We start from the raw sequence: 17505 nt of genomic DNA on the forward strand, positions 1-17505 counted from the left end.
ATACAGAACGACTTAACGGATGCTCTCCAAACGAATATCGACAAGCAGCCGTAGGATAAAAAATTATCCCCTCAGAGTTTAGAAACAGAGGGGATACAATCATAACGTTTTTTTGTTTTTTAGACTGTCTACTTGACAGGGTGCAGTTCATAATGAACTGCTTCTTTTATATATTTGTCTATTTCTGACTTTTGCTCATCAACAAATTTTTCCCAACATTCTTTTTTCTTACACCATTGGGTTACATTAGTCCCTGCTATTGGCGGATTGGTAATATGTCTCCAAGTGTATGAGGCAATCAGCCTCAAGTTATTTTGAATCCTTGAATTGATACTTTGTTGTTCCCATATTTTTAGAAAATCCAACTTTTCTTTATAGATGTTGGATAACATTGAGATAGTATAGGTTATTACATTTGCTTTGTAACCGGGGAAATCTAATTCTTTGATTATCATGTCACATGTATCAAATAAGATCCCTTTTGCCACAATTTCTTTAAAGAATACCGAATCTACACTAATAGCTTTTTCATCTAAGAGACTGATAAAAGCTTCAAAGTTTGTCTCCCCCCCCTTACTAACAATGTGAGGATATTGGTTCCACGACATATAATATTTAGCAATATTTGTTTTACTGAGTACCTTATTTTTAGGATTTTCTTTTTGAAAAGCTTTCTTTTTGGCCGGTGTAGTTTGTCTATTAACTTCTACTAGATATTGCCCTCTTGCTCTTTCAAAAAACCATTTAGAATTAGATTTTGTACCTTCACTTGACGGAATCCAAGTAGTTCTTGAAATAGCTTCTAGATTTATCAAACTAGGATGATTTGCTTTTAGGTCTGACATAGATATTTTATTTTGTGTATTTGCATATTCTGAGATCTTTGCTGTCATGTTATTCATGCCGATATGGGATTGAACTACTGTCAACTTTATTTGAATAAAAACATCTGATAAATCTATTCCTTCTTTTAGTGCATGAAAAACTGAAGCAGTTGTTTGACCACCATTAACAATTTGCCAACCTTTAAATTCTTTAACGTTAAAAAGATTAGAACCCTCAGAAACTTCTTCTAATATCGCACATTCTGCAACCGTTGAAATACCATTATTATAAGCGACAAACATTTCCTTATTTTTTCTGAGGGTATCTCTTATTCCTCTATTAACATTTCCCCTTGCTTGTAAGAAAGAGCGTACATTCCTTTCAATAAGCCGTTGTCCCCACATTTCATAACACAACGCTAACAATTCAGCCGGTATAAAACCCATATAACATTCAAAATGGGAATTTTCATTATTAGGGACCTTTAACAGCTCAAAAGTTTTACCAAATTGTGCTTTAAAATTGATTTCGATATTATCTAAGCCCTGAGTTTCATTAATCAATTGATAAAGTCTTTCGATATCCCAAATATGATGTTTTACTTTCATTCCTTCAATTTCTGGAAGTATAATTCTCTCATTCGCTTTATATAAATAGTTTGTAAGAAGAAAAAACTCAACAGATTTAATTGCTTTACCATGTTGTTCAAAAATAAACTGAGCAAGTGGGTAATCTTCCGCTGTTTCTTCCATTTCATTTTTCATACCAAATATAGATTTTGAGTAATACTTGACAACTCTCCTTAGTGTTTTTTCAACACTAGACTTACTAATGGTTTTCCCAAACTTATACCTATCATATTCTGCTATGAAAATTATTAAAGTTTCTTGCTCCTCATTATAAGAATAGGCATTGACTTTTAACCCTTGACCAGATTTTTGACCAAAACTCAACTCTATATCTGCAATAATTCCATTCTCCGAAAGATATTCTCCCATCTTTTCTACAAAAAATTGTTCTGGATTTGAATTGTTATCATATTGACTATCTATCTCTTCAGAAAATACAGTAATAAAATCTTCTAGTTTCATCAGATGACTTCCCTTACCTTATATAGAAATTGTTCTTCCTGAACTTGAAATGATTTGCAACTATCTAATGAGAGCTGATATTTAACATTTAAGATACCTATAGGTAATATACTTTTTGTAATTCTAGGAAATTCGTTTTCAACCTTAAAGTAGAAGGTATCTTTGATAATAAATTTTATTAATTTTTCCTCACTTAAGTTAGGTTCAATAATCCCAGAAGCAAATAACTTATTATTGAATTCAAGTAATATATCAGGAGAATCATTAAGTAATATCCTAATATCTTTAATTATATCTAATATTGAAACGCCTAATCTTTTAGACCGCTCAAGCATAATACAGTAAAGATATAGATCAATTTCTTGGAAGGTCTCTAGTTGGTCCTCAGCGCTAATTGTTACTCTGTATGGTTTTCCGGCGCTTGATGTTTTTATTTCAACCCCAACATTCTCCATCTGAAAATCAATTTTCTCCCTTTCTGCGCCATACCAAGATGATATTATTTTTCTTGGACTATTAGTGGATTGTAACGCTTGATATATGAATGTAAGTTCGCCTAAAAGCCCTTGTTGTTGATGTTCTGATATTCCTATTACACCGTTCTTAGAAAAAAATTCCTGCCACTTAAATAATACCTTTTTTAATTTAGATTGTAATTGAGTTAAATTCGTAGAATCAATAATGAACTCTAATATATCCTCAACAAGGTATTCAAAAATTTCATTAGCAATTAAATCCTGCTGTTCAAAAACCAAGAACCAACCTTCCCTGTTTGTAAGTGGGTTAAACATCTTCTTCTGATATATATTTATACCATTCCAAGTTGGAAATTTATCAACTGTATCTTTTTCAATGATTCTGTTTAATCCTAAGAGAAAAAGTCTCTTATGTTCTGTATTTATCGCAAGGAAAATAGATGTAAACTCAAGATCTTTTATGAGTCTTGCTTTTAATTGTGATTCTAGCAATAAACTAATAGTGACACTATTATCTATCTCTTTATATGTTAATCCAATTTGTTCCAATATTCCTCATCCTCAGCAAGTGAACTATTAACAACATAGTCAACATCAGTATTTTTACTTTTACTTTCAGGGAAGGAAATTGCAAAACCAAATGGTTTGTTCCCTTGAGTAAATGTGTATTTGTCAAGTGGTTCATGGCATAAAGGGTACAGAATCAACAGACCATATTCAGGTTTACGTATGGACCGAGCTTTTTTGGAAGCAGCGTTTTTATTCCTCTTCCCTTTTTCTAGAACAAGAATTTTTTGAGCTTTCTTGTATTGCTCATCATTATAGTCAAAAAATTCATGACCGGCAGAAGTTAAAGTCTTTATTGATGTAAAGCCTATTCTGCCCTTTGTTTCTATTCCTGTACGTCTAATACCTTCTCCTAGTTTTAAATGAGCAAACTCTGCTTTATCTTCGCCAACATTAATCAGAACCACTGTCCAATTTAACAGTTCTTTTTCCTCCGCTCTTTTTTCTATATATTTTGACAAACTTTTACTGTTTGCCCTAGACGCAGAAGAAACGGTTTTATATTCCTCTAAAAAATTTACTATATTTTCATATCCTACACGTTCCCAATAATAGTGATTATTTTTCCCAGAATTCACCCTTAAATCTGGGTTAAACCTCTTTGTATAAATATCTTGAATACCTAATACAAGCCTTGATACTGCATCGAAATTTTTCTCATGAAAGTCGCTACTGTCTATAGGAAACACTGTTGTCTGGATCAATTCATTGCTATAGTCCACTTTTATCTGTTTAGCAGAGCGCATTTTCAATGTACTTGTAATATACATATCTGGATGGGATAGTACTTTTAGTAAGAATTCCATAGGCGTTGCTTTTATCTCTGCCATATAATCTAATTGACCTCTTAGTTCCTCTGTTGCAGATGCAATGTGCTGAAACCAAGATATAATATCTCCTGTTGTAAAAATTCTACAAACATCTAAATAATTTTGTCTGTACCCAAACCATCTTCCCATCTGCATAAGGGTATCGTACATTTTGCTAGCTCGTAAATAATAACTGACAGTCAATCCTTCTAGAGTCAAACCTCTTGATAACTTGTCTCCGCCAATTGCAATAACATTTAAACCAGTTTCTTTGTAATCGTTATATTCTAGCGAATCTTTACTATTACCGTTAATCTCTTTAATCTTAATAGAGTTAATAGTTGCATTCAACTCATTTTCCATCATTTCCCAAGTGATGCTATACTCTAAATTATCGTCAAAATGATTAGGAAATTTACCTCTTATATCAGCAAGCTTTCTAGAATTATATTCAGAAATAAAAAATGATTTCATTCCTAGGTAATGCGGGCCCACTTTATTGCTATTTTTAACATCATTTTTTATGTCTCTCATCTCTTCTACAACTAAGTCTTTTACTCTTTTTTGAACATCTTTAAACCTGGTTGTATGGATCAACATTGAGTTATGAACATTTATTTGGCCTCTTAATTTTCTAATAGTAATTGCAATTATAAAGGCATATATACTTTCTACTAAGGAGGTGGGTAGAGTGTAGGGCTCATGATCTTTTTTATGTTTAAATGGTAGAAATTCTTCATGGTACTGTATCTCTTTTATCAATGGTGGTTTTGAAGATACCTCATCCTCCGAATCTAATAAGAAAAATTCTGATGGACCAACATAATTCGAAGGTTTAGGAAGGTTAATAATAAAATCTTTAGGAAATAAATCATCACCATGTTGATTGGTTGATCCATATTGGTTAATAAAGATATTTGCAAAGGGAGTCGCAGTGTATCCAACGTATGCTCGTTGTTCAAAGGTATTATATATATCTCTAATATACATATTAATCTTTGATGGGTCATAGTCAGGTATCAAATCACCATTTTCATCATAGATGTCTGCTGTATTTACGGATGCTTGATCCGCTTCATCGTCAATCATAAGAAACGGTATGTTAGGTACTGTCTTAAAAAGAGCATTAGGATGACTAAGTCTAGCTAAAGGACTCGTTGTTCTAAAATACTTTAAAATACTTTTTAATACACTCACATTCTTTTTTACAACTAATAAAAGTGGTTGAACCTTTGGTTGTATATTCACTTTTGCTTTGCTTGCAGTAAAATCTCCTTTTTGATCCCTTGTAGTTAACGAGAACAATTCAAAGAAGTTCTCTCCAAAAAGCTTACCTACACCAATAGCGTTCATTTGGTTTTCTGATGCATTCTTAAGCTTTTCCTTACTAGTTTCATAACCAAGTACTTCTTCGTCCAATCTCATCTGCGTTTGTGATCTTAAATCATTGTGCATACCTGCAAGAACAATAATTAATTTAAATCCAGTATCAGCTGCTTTATTTATTACAGCTGTATAGTTTGCTGTTTTACCAGATTGTACATACCCAACAACTAATCCTCTTCTATCGTATTTTCTGCCTTCCACTGATGGATCTTCCAAAAGTTCAATGATAGATTCACTAGTATCGTCAAGTGAATTCACAACATTAAGTGACCACTTTTTTTCTGACAAAAGATATTTTTTATACCTATTCCAGTATTTAAATTTTATCGAATGCTTCTTTGCTGGTAGCCAAGGTATATGTTCGCTATCATCGTGATTTAACAATATACTCTTATGCGTCATTGTTATATTGAGGCTTTTTATTAGATCTTCTTTTAATTGTGTCTTCTCTTCTTCATCCAACTCAAATACAACTCTAGCCTTATCAATAGCTTTAACAACTTCATCAATGAGGTTTATGTTCTCCATATTAAGTTTTTCTAGGATTCTAAGTGCTGTATCTCTAGCATCATTATACATAACGGCCTCCTACTATCTCGTAAACTATACTTTTCAATTCTTCGATTGAATGAAAACTAAAACTATTGTAGTTAGCCAATTGTTCCATAATTTCATCCAAACTATAGTTATTCTCTCTAAAAATATCTATGAGCATTTTAATTTTATTTTTCTGTTCAGGCGTTATTTCCTCTACTCTTGTTGCCGTTGGTTGATTGATGTTAAATGAAACTAGATTTACAGGACAGTATTCCTCAACATGAAATAAATAAAACTTTAATTTTTTTATATAATCTTCTTTAGAATCAAAAAGGTCTTTCAAATAGCTATTATTTTTATTTAAACGAAAATAAGAATTAGTTTTTGTTGAAACTTGCTCCCATACATAATCATTTGTCATGTTATTTCCAGGAGTTTTACTTACACTTCTCTGGTAAAAAACCTCATGCGATTTTTTCCTTGCTTTTTCACCAATTTTTCTAAGTATACTTATTAACTCCTGTGGGGGTTTTGCGTTTGATTTTTTTATATCAATCTGCCAAGCAAAATCCGACATATTTGTTATATCTAATTTTATTCGAGCCAACTTATATGATTCTTCACGACCAAAGAGATGTAGCCAGCTTCCAGCCACTAATAATCTCTTATTTCTATAAATATAAAAACCTTGCTGTTCCAACCATCCTTTAGGTCCTGCTGCTTTTTCATATTCTGTTAGTGTAAGTTTAGTATGGTGTGGAAGGATGTATGGTTGTATCGTAACAATATCATCTTTAATCAATACAGATTCAGGAGGTAGCTCCTGAGTGGCAATTTCTTTGCTTGAGAAAGGGTCCCATGGTAGAATCTTATTACCATTCAAGTATATTTGTATTTTATTTGGTCCCTCTAGAAATCTATGAAAAACCATAGCTAAGTGATCTTCCACTACACCAATTTTATTAAAAAACTTTTGAACTTTTTTTGGGGTATACGGTTCCTCAACAACTCTATCTAAGTTTTCAATTAATACCACAGTTCCTGATATATTTTCTATAGATCTTAATATTCCTCTCGACTGTGTATCAAATGGTTTTTTTAGTAAGCTCCACTTATTGGTTTTTTCTATATAATCTAAATCCCAACAACGAGTACAGAACTGTTCCCTTATTTTTGTTAGAACTGTTAACCGTTTTCCCAATGAAAAAGAAGCTGTCTTCAATCCCATGCCAAATCGACCTAGTCCCCCTTTCTTTCTTTCATTATTAGGGTTTGTAGAACCAATCTTCATAGCAAGTGTCAGTTCTGCTTCTTTCATCCCAGAACCATTATCTTCTATTCGAACATAACTCATATCACTTTCCCAAACCATATCTATTTTTATTACAGAAGCATTAGCATCAATACTGTTATCAATTATGTCAGCAATTGCTGCTTCAATACCATACCCTATTGCTCGTAACGAATTAATTAACGGAGCTGCATCAGGTATTACAATTTCACTTTCAGGATTCGACATTTCTACTCCTCCTAACTTATTTAAGCGATACAGCTTGCTACAATCTATTCATTAATATTTTCCCTATATCTCACCAAATTAAAAGATAGAGTAACTGTTTGTATGTGACCCAGCTTCAGTAATACTTGAAAACTGTAAAAATGATTTGTATGTATTTATATTGTTTCTTTATATATAAATTATCTAATTTCACTATCTGTAAAATAAACATAGGCCTTCTTTTTCAATATTGTACCATTTTTATTAAAAAAGATTTACTATTTCTAGAACAAGGGACTATTATTAATATTCATTCATTTAATTAAAAATCGTTTTTGACAAAACTTCTACTTACTCTTTAACTCTGCACATTCAAATTTCTATTTCTAATTACTAGAATAAAATACCATCAGCCATAAAAGTTAAATTCAGTAGAACTCTTTATAAGAGTGATATTTTTCCTACTAAAGATATAAATACAAATAATTATATTGGAGTTTTATAGCATAAAAAAGCCCCATGAGTACTTACTATCATGAGGCAGATAAACAACATTTATATTTTTTTATTTACCTTCTAGTTTTTAACAAAGCGAAATTACTTATCTTTTTCTACCACATAAATCAAATTCATTCCACAATCAAGCGTCCCTGGCAGTTTAGTAAAAGCAATTTCCTTTTCGATAACAAGCTCCCAAAATTCCTTATCTTGTCTAGCATTTTCTAATGCAGTATCACCAGCTTGTGTGTATAATCCAGCAGAGCTTCGCTCTTTTACAGTGACAGGAAAATCAGCAAATAAGGCATCCATTTCAGAGCTTCTCATCATATGAACATAATGCTTACTTAGGACAGGATAATGCTCCTCATCTTGCACGCCTGTATTAAAGATCCACTTTGTAGCTTCAAGACCAAATTGATCTTTTTCATATCTGATACCATCTAAATAATAAAGGGAGGCACCGATAAAACTCATCGCACCTACAATTAAGATTCCACCTGGCTTTAGCACTCTTAACATTTCATTTATTCCGTCTTTCTCTTTATCCAAAAGGTAGTTAATTACACCACCAATACACACAATGCAATCAAATGAGGCATCTTCAAATTCCCCCATATCCAGCACATCTACTACACAAAACAACTTCACTTGATCAAACAATGAAAGTTCTTTCATTTTCGATTTATTAAATTCGATCTGATGTGTAGAAATATCCCCTACAGTTAGTTCATCACACATCTTCACAAGATCTTTGGTGTATCGACCAGAACCAGCACCTATTTCTAAAACCTTATTGTCCTGAGAAATATACCGCTTCAGTATATCCAAATGCACATGGTAAAGAAGTTCTCCGTGTCCGTCTTTTTCAAGCCGAGTCCATTCACGATCTTCGTAGTTATCGTACCTGTTCCTTGGGATTTCGGGGTTGTAACTCATGAAAGCATCTCCTCATCATATTTAATTTTAAAATCGCTTTAATGCCCATAATGCCACTAATGTCGCTAATATCGCTTTCACTCATTTCACCACCACCTCTCCGGGACCCATGTGTTTTATTGTTTATCATTCTGAATTAGATGAGAATGTTTTCCTAAATTATAGAGCTTTTTGGAAAAAGGGATATGATTTTTTGTACATTATTTCATCATTATTTACATTCCGCCCCTAATATTTTAAACTAGAATAAATACTCAATATAAGGAGGTTTATTTTGACTATTTTAAATAATTTTGCTCAAACTCGCATTAATGAATTGGAAGCGGTAACATTAGTTGGTTTTAAGGGTAACAGCTTAGATGAGGAAGATGCTTTATTTGACCTGCTTAGTGCAAGATCAGATGAAATTACAAATAGGAAAAATCAACATCAGTATATGGTTGTGGAGGGAAGTACTCCTGCTCCTGTAGTTGCTGTTGAGGTAACTGAGACTAGTTTGGTTCCAGAGGGGATGATTAGTTATACCATTCCTAAAGGAGAGTATGTAGTATTTTCATTTGAAGCAGCATTTATCGGTGATTTTTGGGAACAGGTTTGCTCACCAGAAAATCAAGATAAATATAACATTGACTTGTCCAAGCCTAGATTTGAAATCTTTACGTCAGAGCTTCAAGAAAATAAGAAAATAGAGTGGTATATTCCTACAAAATAGTACTATGAAATTAACTGAGCAAGGCACACTGAAAGTTAGATTTGGTGTGCTTTGCTCACTTTAGAGACAACTAGTTATATTAATCCAGATATAGAAGCGAACTAATAACCTTACACCCTTACTAGCCTTTTAGCTCACTATACTTTCTGGAAGTAAGCCCTTATTTTCGGTTAGGTTTACGTTTAATTTGTAATAATCTTCCTATATCAGAAAAAAGAAATCTATCTTCCAATTGGAGCATCATCCATTTTCCGTCATGATAGGTTGTAGATTCATCATACACACGCTGTATTTGTGCGGAATAGTCTTCTTTATTAGCTTCAAACTTCTCTCTTTCTTGCTTACCAAATATAATTAACAGTCCAAACACACTTTCCTTTGCATACAAGGTACAAAGTGTTTTCCCACCCCTACGATATTTATACTCATAGGTCCAATGTTTGCCACCATCGTTCCATAACTGGTCCATTTCATACTTTGATTCAATAAAATGATTTAACGATACCCAAACCTCGTATAAAGGCTGTCCAAGTAAACAAAATAATTGTTCCTTTGTTGGTGCTTTTTCTAGCATTGGGCTCCCCCACATCATATTTCACCTTAAGCATCGAATAGGTGTCCTGCAACCTAGATATCCATCAACATAAACGAGTATTCACAACTCACATAACATTAATTTTTTAAAATGACTTATTACTATTACATCCAAACCAACTGCAAGGATTCAAATACTTCCTATATTTTGTCACTACCTGTTTCCCAACAATGGCGATCCCAATCCACCAAACGATCTCACCTACTATAATGAATGCAGGTACTAATGTAGTTTTATAAGCAAGTGACAGGGACGTAAACGGAACCAAAATCGCTAATCCATACAGCAAAAATGAAAGTATAACAAGCACCAAAGCAATTTTATTCATTACTTGACTTGGTGTCTTCACTTTTAACTCATCATCATTTTCTCGATGACTTAATTTATTTAATTTAATTGATTCAATTAATTTATTGGATTCATGGCTACTGTATAAATATTCTTTTAGCATTTTCCCATACTTTTTCATCACGATAAAATCTGCTAACCTTGGCATTATTGAATTAAGCTTTGCGAATACCCTTGTTGTTATCCCTCCCATAATACCTACGTTAGTTTTCTTCTCATAAGTTCTTATTAACTCTTGAGCTACCTCTTCGACAGGTACAATCTTTATCCCCATTTTTCTCCACAAATTATGAAAAGGTCTCTCAGCCGCGGTGTCTGCTGGACTTGGGCAAAAGTAGGTTACTCTTATATCCTTACCTTCTATTTCAAGTTCTCTATTTACTGATTCAATAAACGAAAATACACCCGATCTCGTAGCCACATCAACTGAATAATATGGGAAAGCCATCCTTCCGTCAGAGAATCCTCCAATATGAATGATTGTATTTCCCTTTTCATCCTTCAAATTTTTGAGCAACGCTTTTGTAATTAGTATCGTTCCTAAAAGGTTGATCTCTATTAGTTTTTGTATTTCGTCAGCACTATGGTCTTCTAATGATTTTCGCACATCATAACCTGCTGCATTAATAATTAAGTCAACTTCTGATGACCACTCCGTGATCTTGTTTGATAATTGTTCAAGTGTGCTAAGGTCAGTTAAATTAGATGTGGCTATAGTGATATCACCATTCAAGTTCGCTTTCAAGTCGTTAAGCGTTTCCTCATTTCTACCTACTAAAAAAAGCCTTGTACCCTTTTCCGAAAATATTTTTGCAAAACCTGAGCCTAACCCACCAGTTGCACCAAGGATAACTACCGTTTTACCCTCTAAATTTTTGGACATTGAAATTCCTCCACAAAATCATTTCATGTTCATGTTTTTAAATGCTATAGTTTTTTGATTATTTCCCTAACAACGCTTTCGAAAAATTTGTACTTATTTTCATCATCAATCGTATTTTTAATCAATGATTCTATTTTTTCGTATAATACTTCATCGCCCTCAACAATTTTTTTCCCTTTATCAGTTAAATACATATAAAACATACGCTTGTCTTCCGCAGACTGGACTTTTTTGACTAATCCCATCTTGGATAATTTACTTACGATCGCCGATATTGCCGGCTTTGTTAAATTTAATCTCTCTGCCACCTCCGAAAAATTAGGACCTTCCATATAATAAATGGTTGTGAGGTAGTAATAATCTTGGCTACTAAACCTTTTAGCCTCTGACTCACTTAACTGAGCGTTAATATTGTTAATCGATTGCATCCATAGTTGGTTTGCAATATAGGCTATAGCATTTTTTATCATTTTTTAGTACCTCTCAATATAGTTAAACACATTTAGTTAAATATATTTAATTAAATAGTTTTAATTATCTTAGCAAATCTTTAGATAGGTGTCAAAAAAGCTCTATCTTCATGATCTATGTCCAATCGCTCATATTTTCTTTTATAAATGCGATCTCATCTATATATAACTGTTGATGTCCTTCCTCTTTCATTTTAATAAAGACAAGATTTCTCTTACTGCATTCCTCATCAAAAAGCTTTACCAAAGCCTCTAGTCGCATAATAACATTTTGTAATACTTCTAATACATCTAACACAGCTTTACCTTCAGCTCCTGTGACTCCTTTAACCCCTGTAACGTCTTCAATACCACTCGTATAAGCATCAAGAAAAGTGCGGAGTAATAACCCTCTTTCTGAGCAGTCCAGTGTTTTATCATATTTTCGATATTTGCTTGTATTAGGATCATATACCTCCATACTGAGGGGTACAAATCGATAAACTGCATAGGCGATGTCCCATATCCTTGGAGCAGGGCATGCAGTATCAAAATCAATCAAGCCGATTGGCTTATGATGTTTAAAGGTCACATTATAAGGCGCAAAATCGTTGTGACAAATCACTTCCTTTTGCAAGTTACCTTCATAACTCAAAAACCAGATATCTTCATCACGTCTCTCAAAATCCAAGGTGGCATCATGATACTCTCTTAACATTTTAGCAGCCAATTGAATCGTCATCATTTTACTTTGAATGTCGTTTTGGGGTGGATAATCTTCAATCGTTTCACCTTCTACAAAACTAAGCATTTCTTGATTTACATTTTTAGTGCCCAGAAAGCGAGGCGTAAATGGAATCCCCTTCTTCTCGAGATGTAAAAGCAATCTAGAAATCGTTTTGCTTTGGGGTTTTATATCTCTATAAATAATGTCCCCATCTCTATACACCTCTGACATATTGCCCTTTTTCAAATCCTTATCTCTACTGTTCATTTTCTCAATCACTCCCCCATAGTGAAATCAAATCTATAATACCTATAATCATTAAATGATCTCATTTCCCATCGGTTCTGCAAACATTTCCTCATGATTTTCCATCTCTGCTTTACATTGATTACGTAACTTCAAATAATGTTACCATAATTACAAATCCCCCTTGTTATGATATGAACCAAGTTCATTACATTTTCACACTCATTATATAGCAAGTATATACAAATCTAGGAGCAGTTTGATACTGTTTCTTTTCCTCCCTTATCAATGGTCTAGGTCTATTTTCCTGTTAATACACCGAAAACCTCTGACAATGCGCTATTACAAGTCAAATTTATATTTGCTAAGCTATGGATACCAAAAGGAGGTCGTAGAAATGAAGAAAGTATTTATAACCGTCATTTGTTTAGTAATGAGTTCATTTATGGTACTTGGTGCTTTGGGAAGTGGCTCAATCAATACCGTCAGTGCAAAAGAACCATCTGAAGCATTTACAACAAAAAAAGTGCTTATGGTGATTGCGCCAAAGGATTTTGAAGACTGTGAAGTTATTGAACCGATGGCAATTTTAAAGGCTAATGGTGCACAGGTAACTCTAGCTAGCATAACAACGGATACAGCGATTGGTCTTAATGGATTTAAAATAAAACCAGACATCAAAATTAGCGATGCAAAGGTGGATGACTACGATGCCATCGTGATACCAGGTGGAACTGGTGTGATCGGGACCTTATGGGATAACGAAGAACTGAGAACACTGATTCAGCAATTTAATAATCAAAATAAAATCGTAGCCGCTATGTGTGCAGCTCCCCCAGCTCTTGCTAAGGCCGGAATTTTAAAGGGTAAAACCGTGACCATGTTCCCTTGGGAGGATGGAATAAAGGAGCTTACTTCAAGAGGTGCAATCTATGTAAATGAGGTGACGGTTACGGATGGGAATATAGTAACAGCCAAAAATCCTGATGCATCCACTAGCTTCGGAATCGCGATCTGTGACGCGTTGAAAATTAGAAAATTCACTAAAAATGTACTTATGGTCGTCGCTCCAAAGGATTTTGAGGATATAGAGTTGTACGCTCCAAAAACGTTACTTGAGCTAAACGGAGCGAATGTAACTGTAGCAAGTACATCATCAAAAGCACTAGGATTAAATGGATCAACCTATACCACTGATATTATGATCGCCAATGCAAAATCAAAGGATTATGATGCAATCGTTATCGTTGGTGGCACGGGAGTGATCGGTACCCTGTGGGAGGATCAGGATCTCAGGAGCCTAGTGAAGGATGCAAATAAGCAAAAAAAGATTATCGCAGCAATATGCGCAGCACCACCAGTTTTGGCACGAGCAGGCATCCTCAAGGATAAAAAAGCTACCATGTTCCCATGGAGTGATGGGATTAAGGAATTAACAAGCAATGGCGTAAAATATGAGGACAAAGAGGTTGTGGTATCCGGTAATATTGTTACGGGAAAAAATCCAGATGCGTCAGTAGCTTTCGGATTAAAGCTGTGTGAAGCATTAAAAATACTTGGTAAATAATAGTTAGTTATATATTGTTTTCCTGAGCAGTGATATAATTAAACATATGACTGCTCAGGAGGCGTTTTATGGGTAAGTATTTCACAGAGGGTAGGAAATTTTATCAAGGCTATCAGCTTCCTATCTACCATACCAATGAAAATTGCTTCTGTGATGGTACAGAATCGCGAGATCATTATAAGATGATTTTTATTAGCTCTGGTACTGGAATACTTAATCTTAATCATCGTAAGCACATCCTCGTAGCTCCGTCTGCCCTTTGCCTGAATGAAAGTGACACATTTTTATTGGAATCAGAAGTCTCTCTTCAATGTACAGCGCTCCTCTTTCATCCTCAAATTATTAATCAACATTTCGATTTCCCTCTACTTAAAGCATCTAACAATGGGCTATTTAAAGCCTCTGATCATGGGCTATCTGTAAATGAAATTCAAGATTTATACTGGTTAAATCCATTTTTAAGAAAAAATAATGAATTTATAGGTCTGCTACATCTAGGTCCCAGCAATGCAAACAGAATCAGTAATATTATTGAAAACATAAAAAGTGCGTTAGATATTCAACTGGATTATGATTGGCCCTGTAGAAGCAGAACCTACCTCATCGAAATGTTATTTTTATTATCAAGATTATTAATTATTGATGAGTCCCTTGAAGGCCTAAAGCTTGAAAAAGACCCTGGAGAAATCAAAGAGATCATTCTGTATTTATACACAAATTATATGAACAAAATAACGATACAGGAGCTTACCGATAAATTTCATATCAATAGAACCTCGCTAACAGAAAGATTTCGTGAGATTACAGGTTATTCCGTAATGGACTATCTTATTAGACTAAGACTGTATTTAGCATCAAAAATGCTCCAAGAAACGCGATTACCTGTCTCTGAAATTATGGAGAGGGTTGGCTTTTCTGATATCACACACTTTGGCAGAATGTATAAAAAAAGATTTGGTTACTCTCCTTCTGAATATAGATCAATGCATTGCACCATGCTTTAAATCAAAACAAATTAATCGTACATGTTATTTTAAAATCACCCATCGCCCGAAGAAACCAAAAGACTCACAGTTGATAATGTCATAACTGAAATCATTAGAACCCCTCCCAATATCCCCTATACTAAACTACCTTCACAAACCTATCTTATACTCCATATTTTCTGCTAACCACTCCATTTTACTAATTACGAATCCAATTCCTATCCATAACGTATTATCTTCCCTCTTCGGTTTCAGATTCATTTAAGTTATCTCGCCTAATATAGCACTAGAACATAACTGAAGAGGTGAGCTTGACATGATGAATCTGTTTAAAAAATCAACTCGGAAAAATCAACAAATAGCTTCAAATTCACGAAAAAAAAGGTGGCTTACAATAACCCTCGTTGTGGTACTGACGGTTGGGAGCATCGTTTACAGTTTGGCTGACCGCTATCTGATCCCACATGTAGAGGTCGTTGTTGCTGATAGCAACCCGGTAACTACAAGTACTACAACTTCCGATACTAGCACCTCTACTACGACATCAACGGACGTGCATGCAACATCGGATGATTGGAATTATACCAGTGATGATTTAAAGATCCAGATTCAGAAGGTGCAGACAGGTTCAAGCTCGGATCAGATCACGTATTATGTGGCTGATGTAGAGGCGAAGGATGCAAGCAGTTTGCGAAGTGCATTCGCCGACAATAGCTTTGGAAGAAATATTACGGAAAAAACCTCGGAGATTGCTACAGCTAACAATGCGATCTTTGCCGTTAATGGAGATTACTACGGATTTCGTAACGACGGTGTCATTATCCGTAATGGAGTGCTGTATCGCGACAGTCCAACAAGAGATGCATTAGCATTGTTTGACGACGGGACAATCAAATCGTATAGCGAAAATGAGATTACTTCTTCAGAACTACTAGAAAAAGGGGCAACAAATACGTTTTCCTTTGGACCGATTTTGGTACAAAACGGGGAAATCACAAGTGACTTCAACAATGTCAAAATAGACAATAACTTTGGCAACCGTTCGATTCAGAAGTCAAATCCCCGAACAGCCATTGGCATGATTGCTCCAAACCATTTTGTGTTTGTGGTGGTAGATGGAAGACAGGATAACAGCCGTGGAATGACACTTGCTGAGCTAGCTCAGACGATGAAAGACCTGGGGGCCACCGAGGCGTATAACCTGGACGGTGGAGGTTCATCTACGATGTATTTCATGGGCAGAGTGGTTAACAATCCCCTAGGGCGTAACCAGGAGCGAGGCGTGAGTGACATTTTATATTTGACGGAGGGAAACTAACATGACAATTCTCATTCCATCCTATGAACCTGACGTTCGTTTATTAAATCTGGTGTTGCAGTTGCAGACATTTAAGCTAGGTCCCATTGTCATCGTGGATGATGGTAGTGGACTAGAATATCGGGGAATTTTCGAGACAGCTGAGGCCTACGGATGTACAGTATTGACTCACGAAGTGAATCAAGGCAAAGGACGGTCGCTTAAAACAGGCTTTCAGCATATTAAAGAGCATGCGCTGCAAGGCGGGGTGGTGTGTGCAGACAGTGACGGGCAACATTTGCCACATGATATTCATAGAATTTTTGAGACACTACTTACTCAAACCAATCCTGGAATTGTGCTAGGCAGCCGCCGTTTTACAGGTAAGGTTCCCGCTCGCAGTCGTTTTGGCAATGCTGTTACCCGTTCCGTATTTTCGCTATCAACAGGCAGCAAGGTGTACGATACACAGACAGGATTACGTGGATTCCCGTATGAGATGCTGGACTGGCTGTGCCAGATTCCAGGAGAACGATTTGAATATGAGATGAATATGCTGCTTACGGCGCATAAAGAAGGATATGAGATAACCGAGGAATTCATTGATACTGTCTATCTAGATCATAATGAATCATCTCATTTCCGTCCTCTTGCCGACTCATTCCGAATCTATCTGCCTATTCTCATGTTCAGTATGTCCTCGTTGTTATCGGCTTTGATTGATTTTGGTTTATTGTTCTTCATACAGTATTTTACTCACAATCTGTTCCTCTCGGTGGTTGCGGCAAGACTGTGTAGCTCTATGTTCAACTATACAGTGAATCGTAAATATGTTTTCTCCTCAGGTCGAAACTCGAAGGTACAGAAATCGTTACCCAAATATTTCTTGCTCGTACTTCTGGTTTTGCTGCTTAACTACGGTTTGTTGTATTTTTACAACGAAAAACTGATCATCCCTTTACTCGCCGCCAAAATTTTGACTGAAATCTCTATCTTTTTGTTTAGCTACTGGGCGCAGCGCAGATTTGTATATTAATGGAGGCTGGAACATAACCTAAGCCTCTGAAAA

Annotated in this window: 15 protein-coding genes; 5 read left to right on the forward strand and 10 right to left on the reverse strand. The window is 34.9% G+C overall.

All coding sequences use genetic code 11. The features are described 5' to 3' along the window. Window positions 1–128 precede the first annotated feature (128 nt). The 6 genes from J2Z32_RS05605 to J2Z32_RS22500 all read right to left on the reverse strand — a co-directional run bounded on the left by J2Z32_RS05605 (window position 129) and on the right by J2Z32_RS22500 (window position 8711). Window positions 129–1916, reverse strand: coding sequence for an AIPR family protein (locus tag J2Z32_RS05605; protein WP_210088199.1), 1788 nt, complete (start codon window positions 1914–1916; stop codon window positions 129–131). After that, the gene (locus J2Z32_RS05610; RefSeq protein WP_210088200.1) at window positions 1916–2941 is read right to left on the reverse strand and encodes a PD-(D/E)XK motif protein; all 1026 of its coding nucleotides are present in this window, start codon (window positions 2939–2941) and stop codon (window positions 1916–1918) included. The genes J2Z32_RS05605 and J2Z32_RS05610 overlap by 1 nt, the downstream gene beginning before the upstream one ends. After that, window positions 2923–5733 carry a Z1 domain-containing protein gene (locus tag J2Z32_RS05615; RefSeq protein WP_210088201.1) on the reverse strand — a complete coding sequence of 937 codons (2811 nt, stop codon included), beginning with the start codon at window positions 5731–5733 and terminating at the stop codon, window positions 2923–2925. The genes J2Z32_RS05610 and J2Z32_RS05615 overlap by 19 nt, the downstream gene beginning before the upstream one ends. Beyond that, window positions 5726–7210 (reverse strand): ATP-binding protein, encoded by a 1485-nt coding sequence (locus tag J2Z32_RS05620; RefSeq protein ID WP_210088202.1) that lies wholly within the window; start codon window positions 7208–7210, stop codon window positions 5726–5728. Before J2Z32_RS05620 ends, J2Z32_RS05615 begins: the two co-directional genes overlap by 8 nt. Before the next feature lie 576 nt (window positions 7211–7786). Further along, complete coding sequence (locus J2Z32_RS05625; RefSeq protein WP_210088203.1) at window positions 7787–8626, reverse strand: class I SAM-dependent methyltransferase; 840 nt, start codon at window positions 8624–8626, stop codon at window positions 7787–7789. Then, window positions 8586–8711 carry a hypothetical protein gene (locus J2Z32_RS22500; protein ID WP_280921108.1) on the reverse strand — a complete coding sequence of 42 codons (126 nt, stop codon included), beginning with the start codon at window positions 8709–8711 and terminating at the stop codon, window positions 8586–8588. The genes J2Z32_RS05625 and J2Z32_RS22500 overlap by 41 nt, the downstream gene beginning before the upstream one ends. A gap of 189 nt (window positions 8712–8900) precedes the next feature. On the opposite strand from J2Z32_RS22500, the gene J2Z32_RS05630 reads away from it, so the two are divergent. Continuing rightward, window positions 8901–9338 carry an effector binding domain-containing protein gene (locus J2Z32_RS05630; protein ID WP_210088204.1) on the forward strand — a complete coding sequence of 146 codons (438 nt, stop codon included), beginning with the start codon at window positions 8901–8903 and terminating at the stop codon, window positions 9336–9338. A 160-nt stretch (window positions 9339–9498) separates the two neighbouring features. On the opposite strand, the gene J2Z32_RS05635 is transcribed toward J2Z32_RS05630, so the two are convergent. The 4 genes from J2Z32_RS05635 to J2Z32_RS05650 all read right to left on the reverse strand — a co-directional run bounded on the left by J2Z32_RS05635 (window position 9499) and on the right by J2Z32_RS05650 (window position 12607). Continuing rightward, window positions 9499–9912 (reverse strand): DUF3788 domain-containing protein, encoded by a 414-nt coding sequence (locus J2Z32_RS05635; RefSeq protein ID WP_210088205.1) that lies wholly within the window; start codon window positions 9910–9912, stop codon window positions 9499–9501. Between the two features lie 106 nt (window positions 9913–10018). Next, window positions 10019–11164 carry an SDR family NAD(P)-dependent oxidoreductase gene (locus J2Z32_RS05640; RefSeq protein WP_210088206.1) on the reverse strand — a complete coding sequence of 382 codons (1146 nt, stop codon included), beginning with the start codon at window positions 11162–11164 and terminating at the stop codon, window positions 10019–10021. Between the two features lie 44 nt (window positions 11165–11208). Further along, window positions 11209–11634, reverse strand: a complete 426-nt coding sequence (locus J2Z32_RS05645) for a MarR family transcriptional regulator (protein WP_210088207.1) — start codon at window positions 11632–11634, stop codon at window positions 11209–11211. Between the two features lie 115 nt (window positions 11635–11749). Continuing rightward, window positions 11750–12607 carry a phosphotransferase enzyme family protein gene (locus J2Z32_RS05650; RefSeq protein ID WP_210088208.1) on the reverse strand — a complete coding sequence of 286 codons (858 nt, stop codon included), beginning with the start codon at window positions 12605–12607 and terminating at the stop codon, window positions 11750–11752. A gap of 376 nt (window positions 12608–12983) precedes the next feature. Here J2Z32_RS05650 and J2Z32_RS05655 point away from each other — a divergent pair, with 376 nt between their 5' ends. From J2Z32_RS05655 to J2Z32_RS05670, 4 genes are all read left to right on the forward strand, one after another. Beyond that, window positions 12984–14153: a DJ-1/PfpI/YhbO family deglycase/protease gene (locus tag J2Z32_RS05655; RefSeq protein WP_210088209.1), complete on the forward strand. Its 1170-nt coding sequence runs from the start codon at window positions 12984–12986 to the stop codon at window positions 14151–14153. A gap of 68 nt (window positions 14154–14221) precedes the next feature. Then, window positions 14222–15157, forward strand: coding sequence for an AraC family transcriptional regulator (locus tag J2Z32_RS05660; RefSeq protein ID WP_210088210.1), 936 nt, complete (start codon window positions 14222–14224; stop codon window positions 15155–15157). Window positions 15158–15455: 298 nt separating this feature from the next. Continuing rightward, the gene (locus J2Z32_RS05665) at window positions 15456–16457 is read left to right on the forward strand and encodes a phosphodiester glycosidase family protein (protein ID WP_210088211.1); all 1002 of its coding nucleotides are present in this window, start codon (window positions 15456–15458) and stop codon (window positions 16455–16457) included. 52 nt (window positions 16458–16509) lie between these two features. After that, window positions 16510–17472, forward strand: a complete 963-nt coding sequence (locus J2Z32_RS05670) for a GtrA family protein (protein WP_342453924.1) — start codon at window positions 16510–16512, stop codon at window positions 17470–17472. The last annotated feature ends 33 nt before the right edge of the window (window positions 17473–17505 follow it).

Source organism: Paenibacillus turicensis, assembly GCF_017873435.1.
Classification (GTDB): domain Bacteria; phylum Bacillota; class Bacilli; order Paenibacillales; family Paenibacillaceae; genus Fontibacillus; species Fontibacillus turicensis.

Bases quoted from the DNA above. Each gene is read 5' to 3' on its own strand.
- J2Z32_RS05625 (WP_210088203.1), bottom strand. From the start codon at position 8,626: ATGAGTTACAACCCCGAAATCCCAAGGAACAGGTACGATAACTACGAA.
- J2Z32_RS22500 (WP_280921108.1), bottom strand. From the start codon at position 8,711: ATGAGTGAAAGCGATATTAGCGACATTAGTGGCATTATGGGCATTAAA.
- J2Z32_RS05645 (WP_210088207.1), bottom strand. From the start codon at position 11,634: ATGATAAAAAATGCTATAGCCTATATTGCAAACCAACTATGGATGCAA.
- J2Z32_RS05605 (WP_210088199.1), bottom strand. From the start codon at position 1,916: ATGAAACTAGAAGATTTTATTACTGTATTTTCTGAAGAGATAGATAGT.
- J2Z32_RS05665 (WP_210088211.1), top strand. From the start codon at position 15,456: ATGATGAATCTGTTTAAAAAATCAACTCGGAAAAATCAACAAATAGCT.
- J2Z32_RS05650 (WP_210088208.1), bottom strand. From the start codon at position 12,607: ATGAACAGTAGAGATAAGGATTTGAAAAAGGGCAATATGTCAGAGGTG.
- J2Z32_RS05640 (WP_210088206.1), bottom strand. From the start codon at position 11,164: ATGTCCAAAAATTTAGAGGGTAAAACGGTAGTTATCCTTGGTGCAACT.
- J2Z32_RS05615 (WP_210088201.1), bottom strand. From the start codon at position 5,733: ATGTATAATGATGCTAGAGATACAGCACTTAGAATCCTAGAAAAACTT.
- J2Z32_RS05655 (WP_210088209.1), top strand. From the start codon at position 12,984: ATGAAGAAAGTATTTATAACCGTCATTTGTTTAGTAATGAGTTCATTT.
- J2Z32_RS05660 (WP_210088210.1), top strand. From the start codon at position 14,222: ATGGGTAAGTATTTCACAGAGGGTAGGAAATTTTATCAAGGCTATCAG.
- J2Z32_RS05635 (WP_210088205.1), bottom strand. From the start codon at position 9,912: ATGCTAGAAAAAGCACCAACAAAGGAACAATTATTTTGTTTACTTGGA.
- J2Z32_RS05620 (WP_210088202.1), bottom strand. From the start codon at position 7,210: ATGTCGAATCCTGAAAGTGAAATTGTAATACCTGATGCAGCTCCGTTA.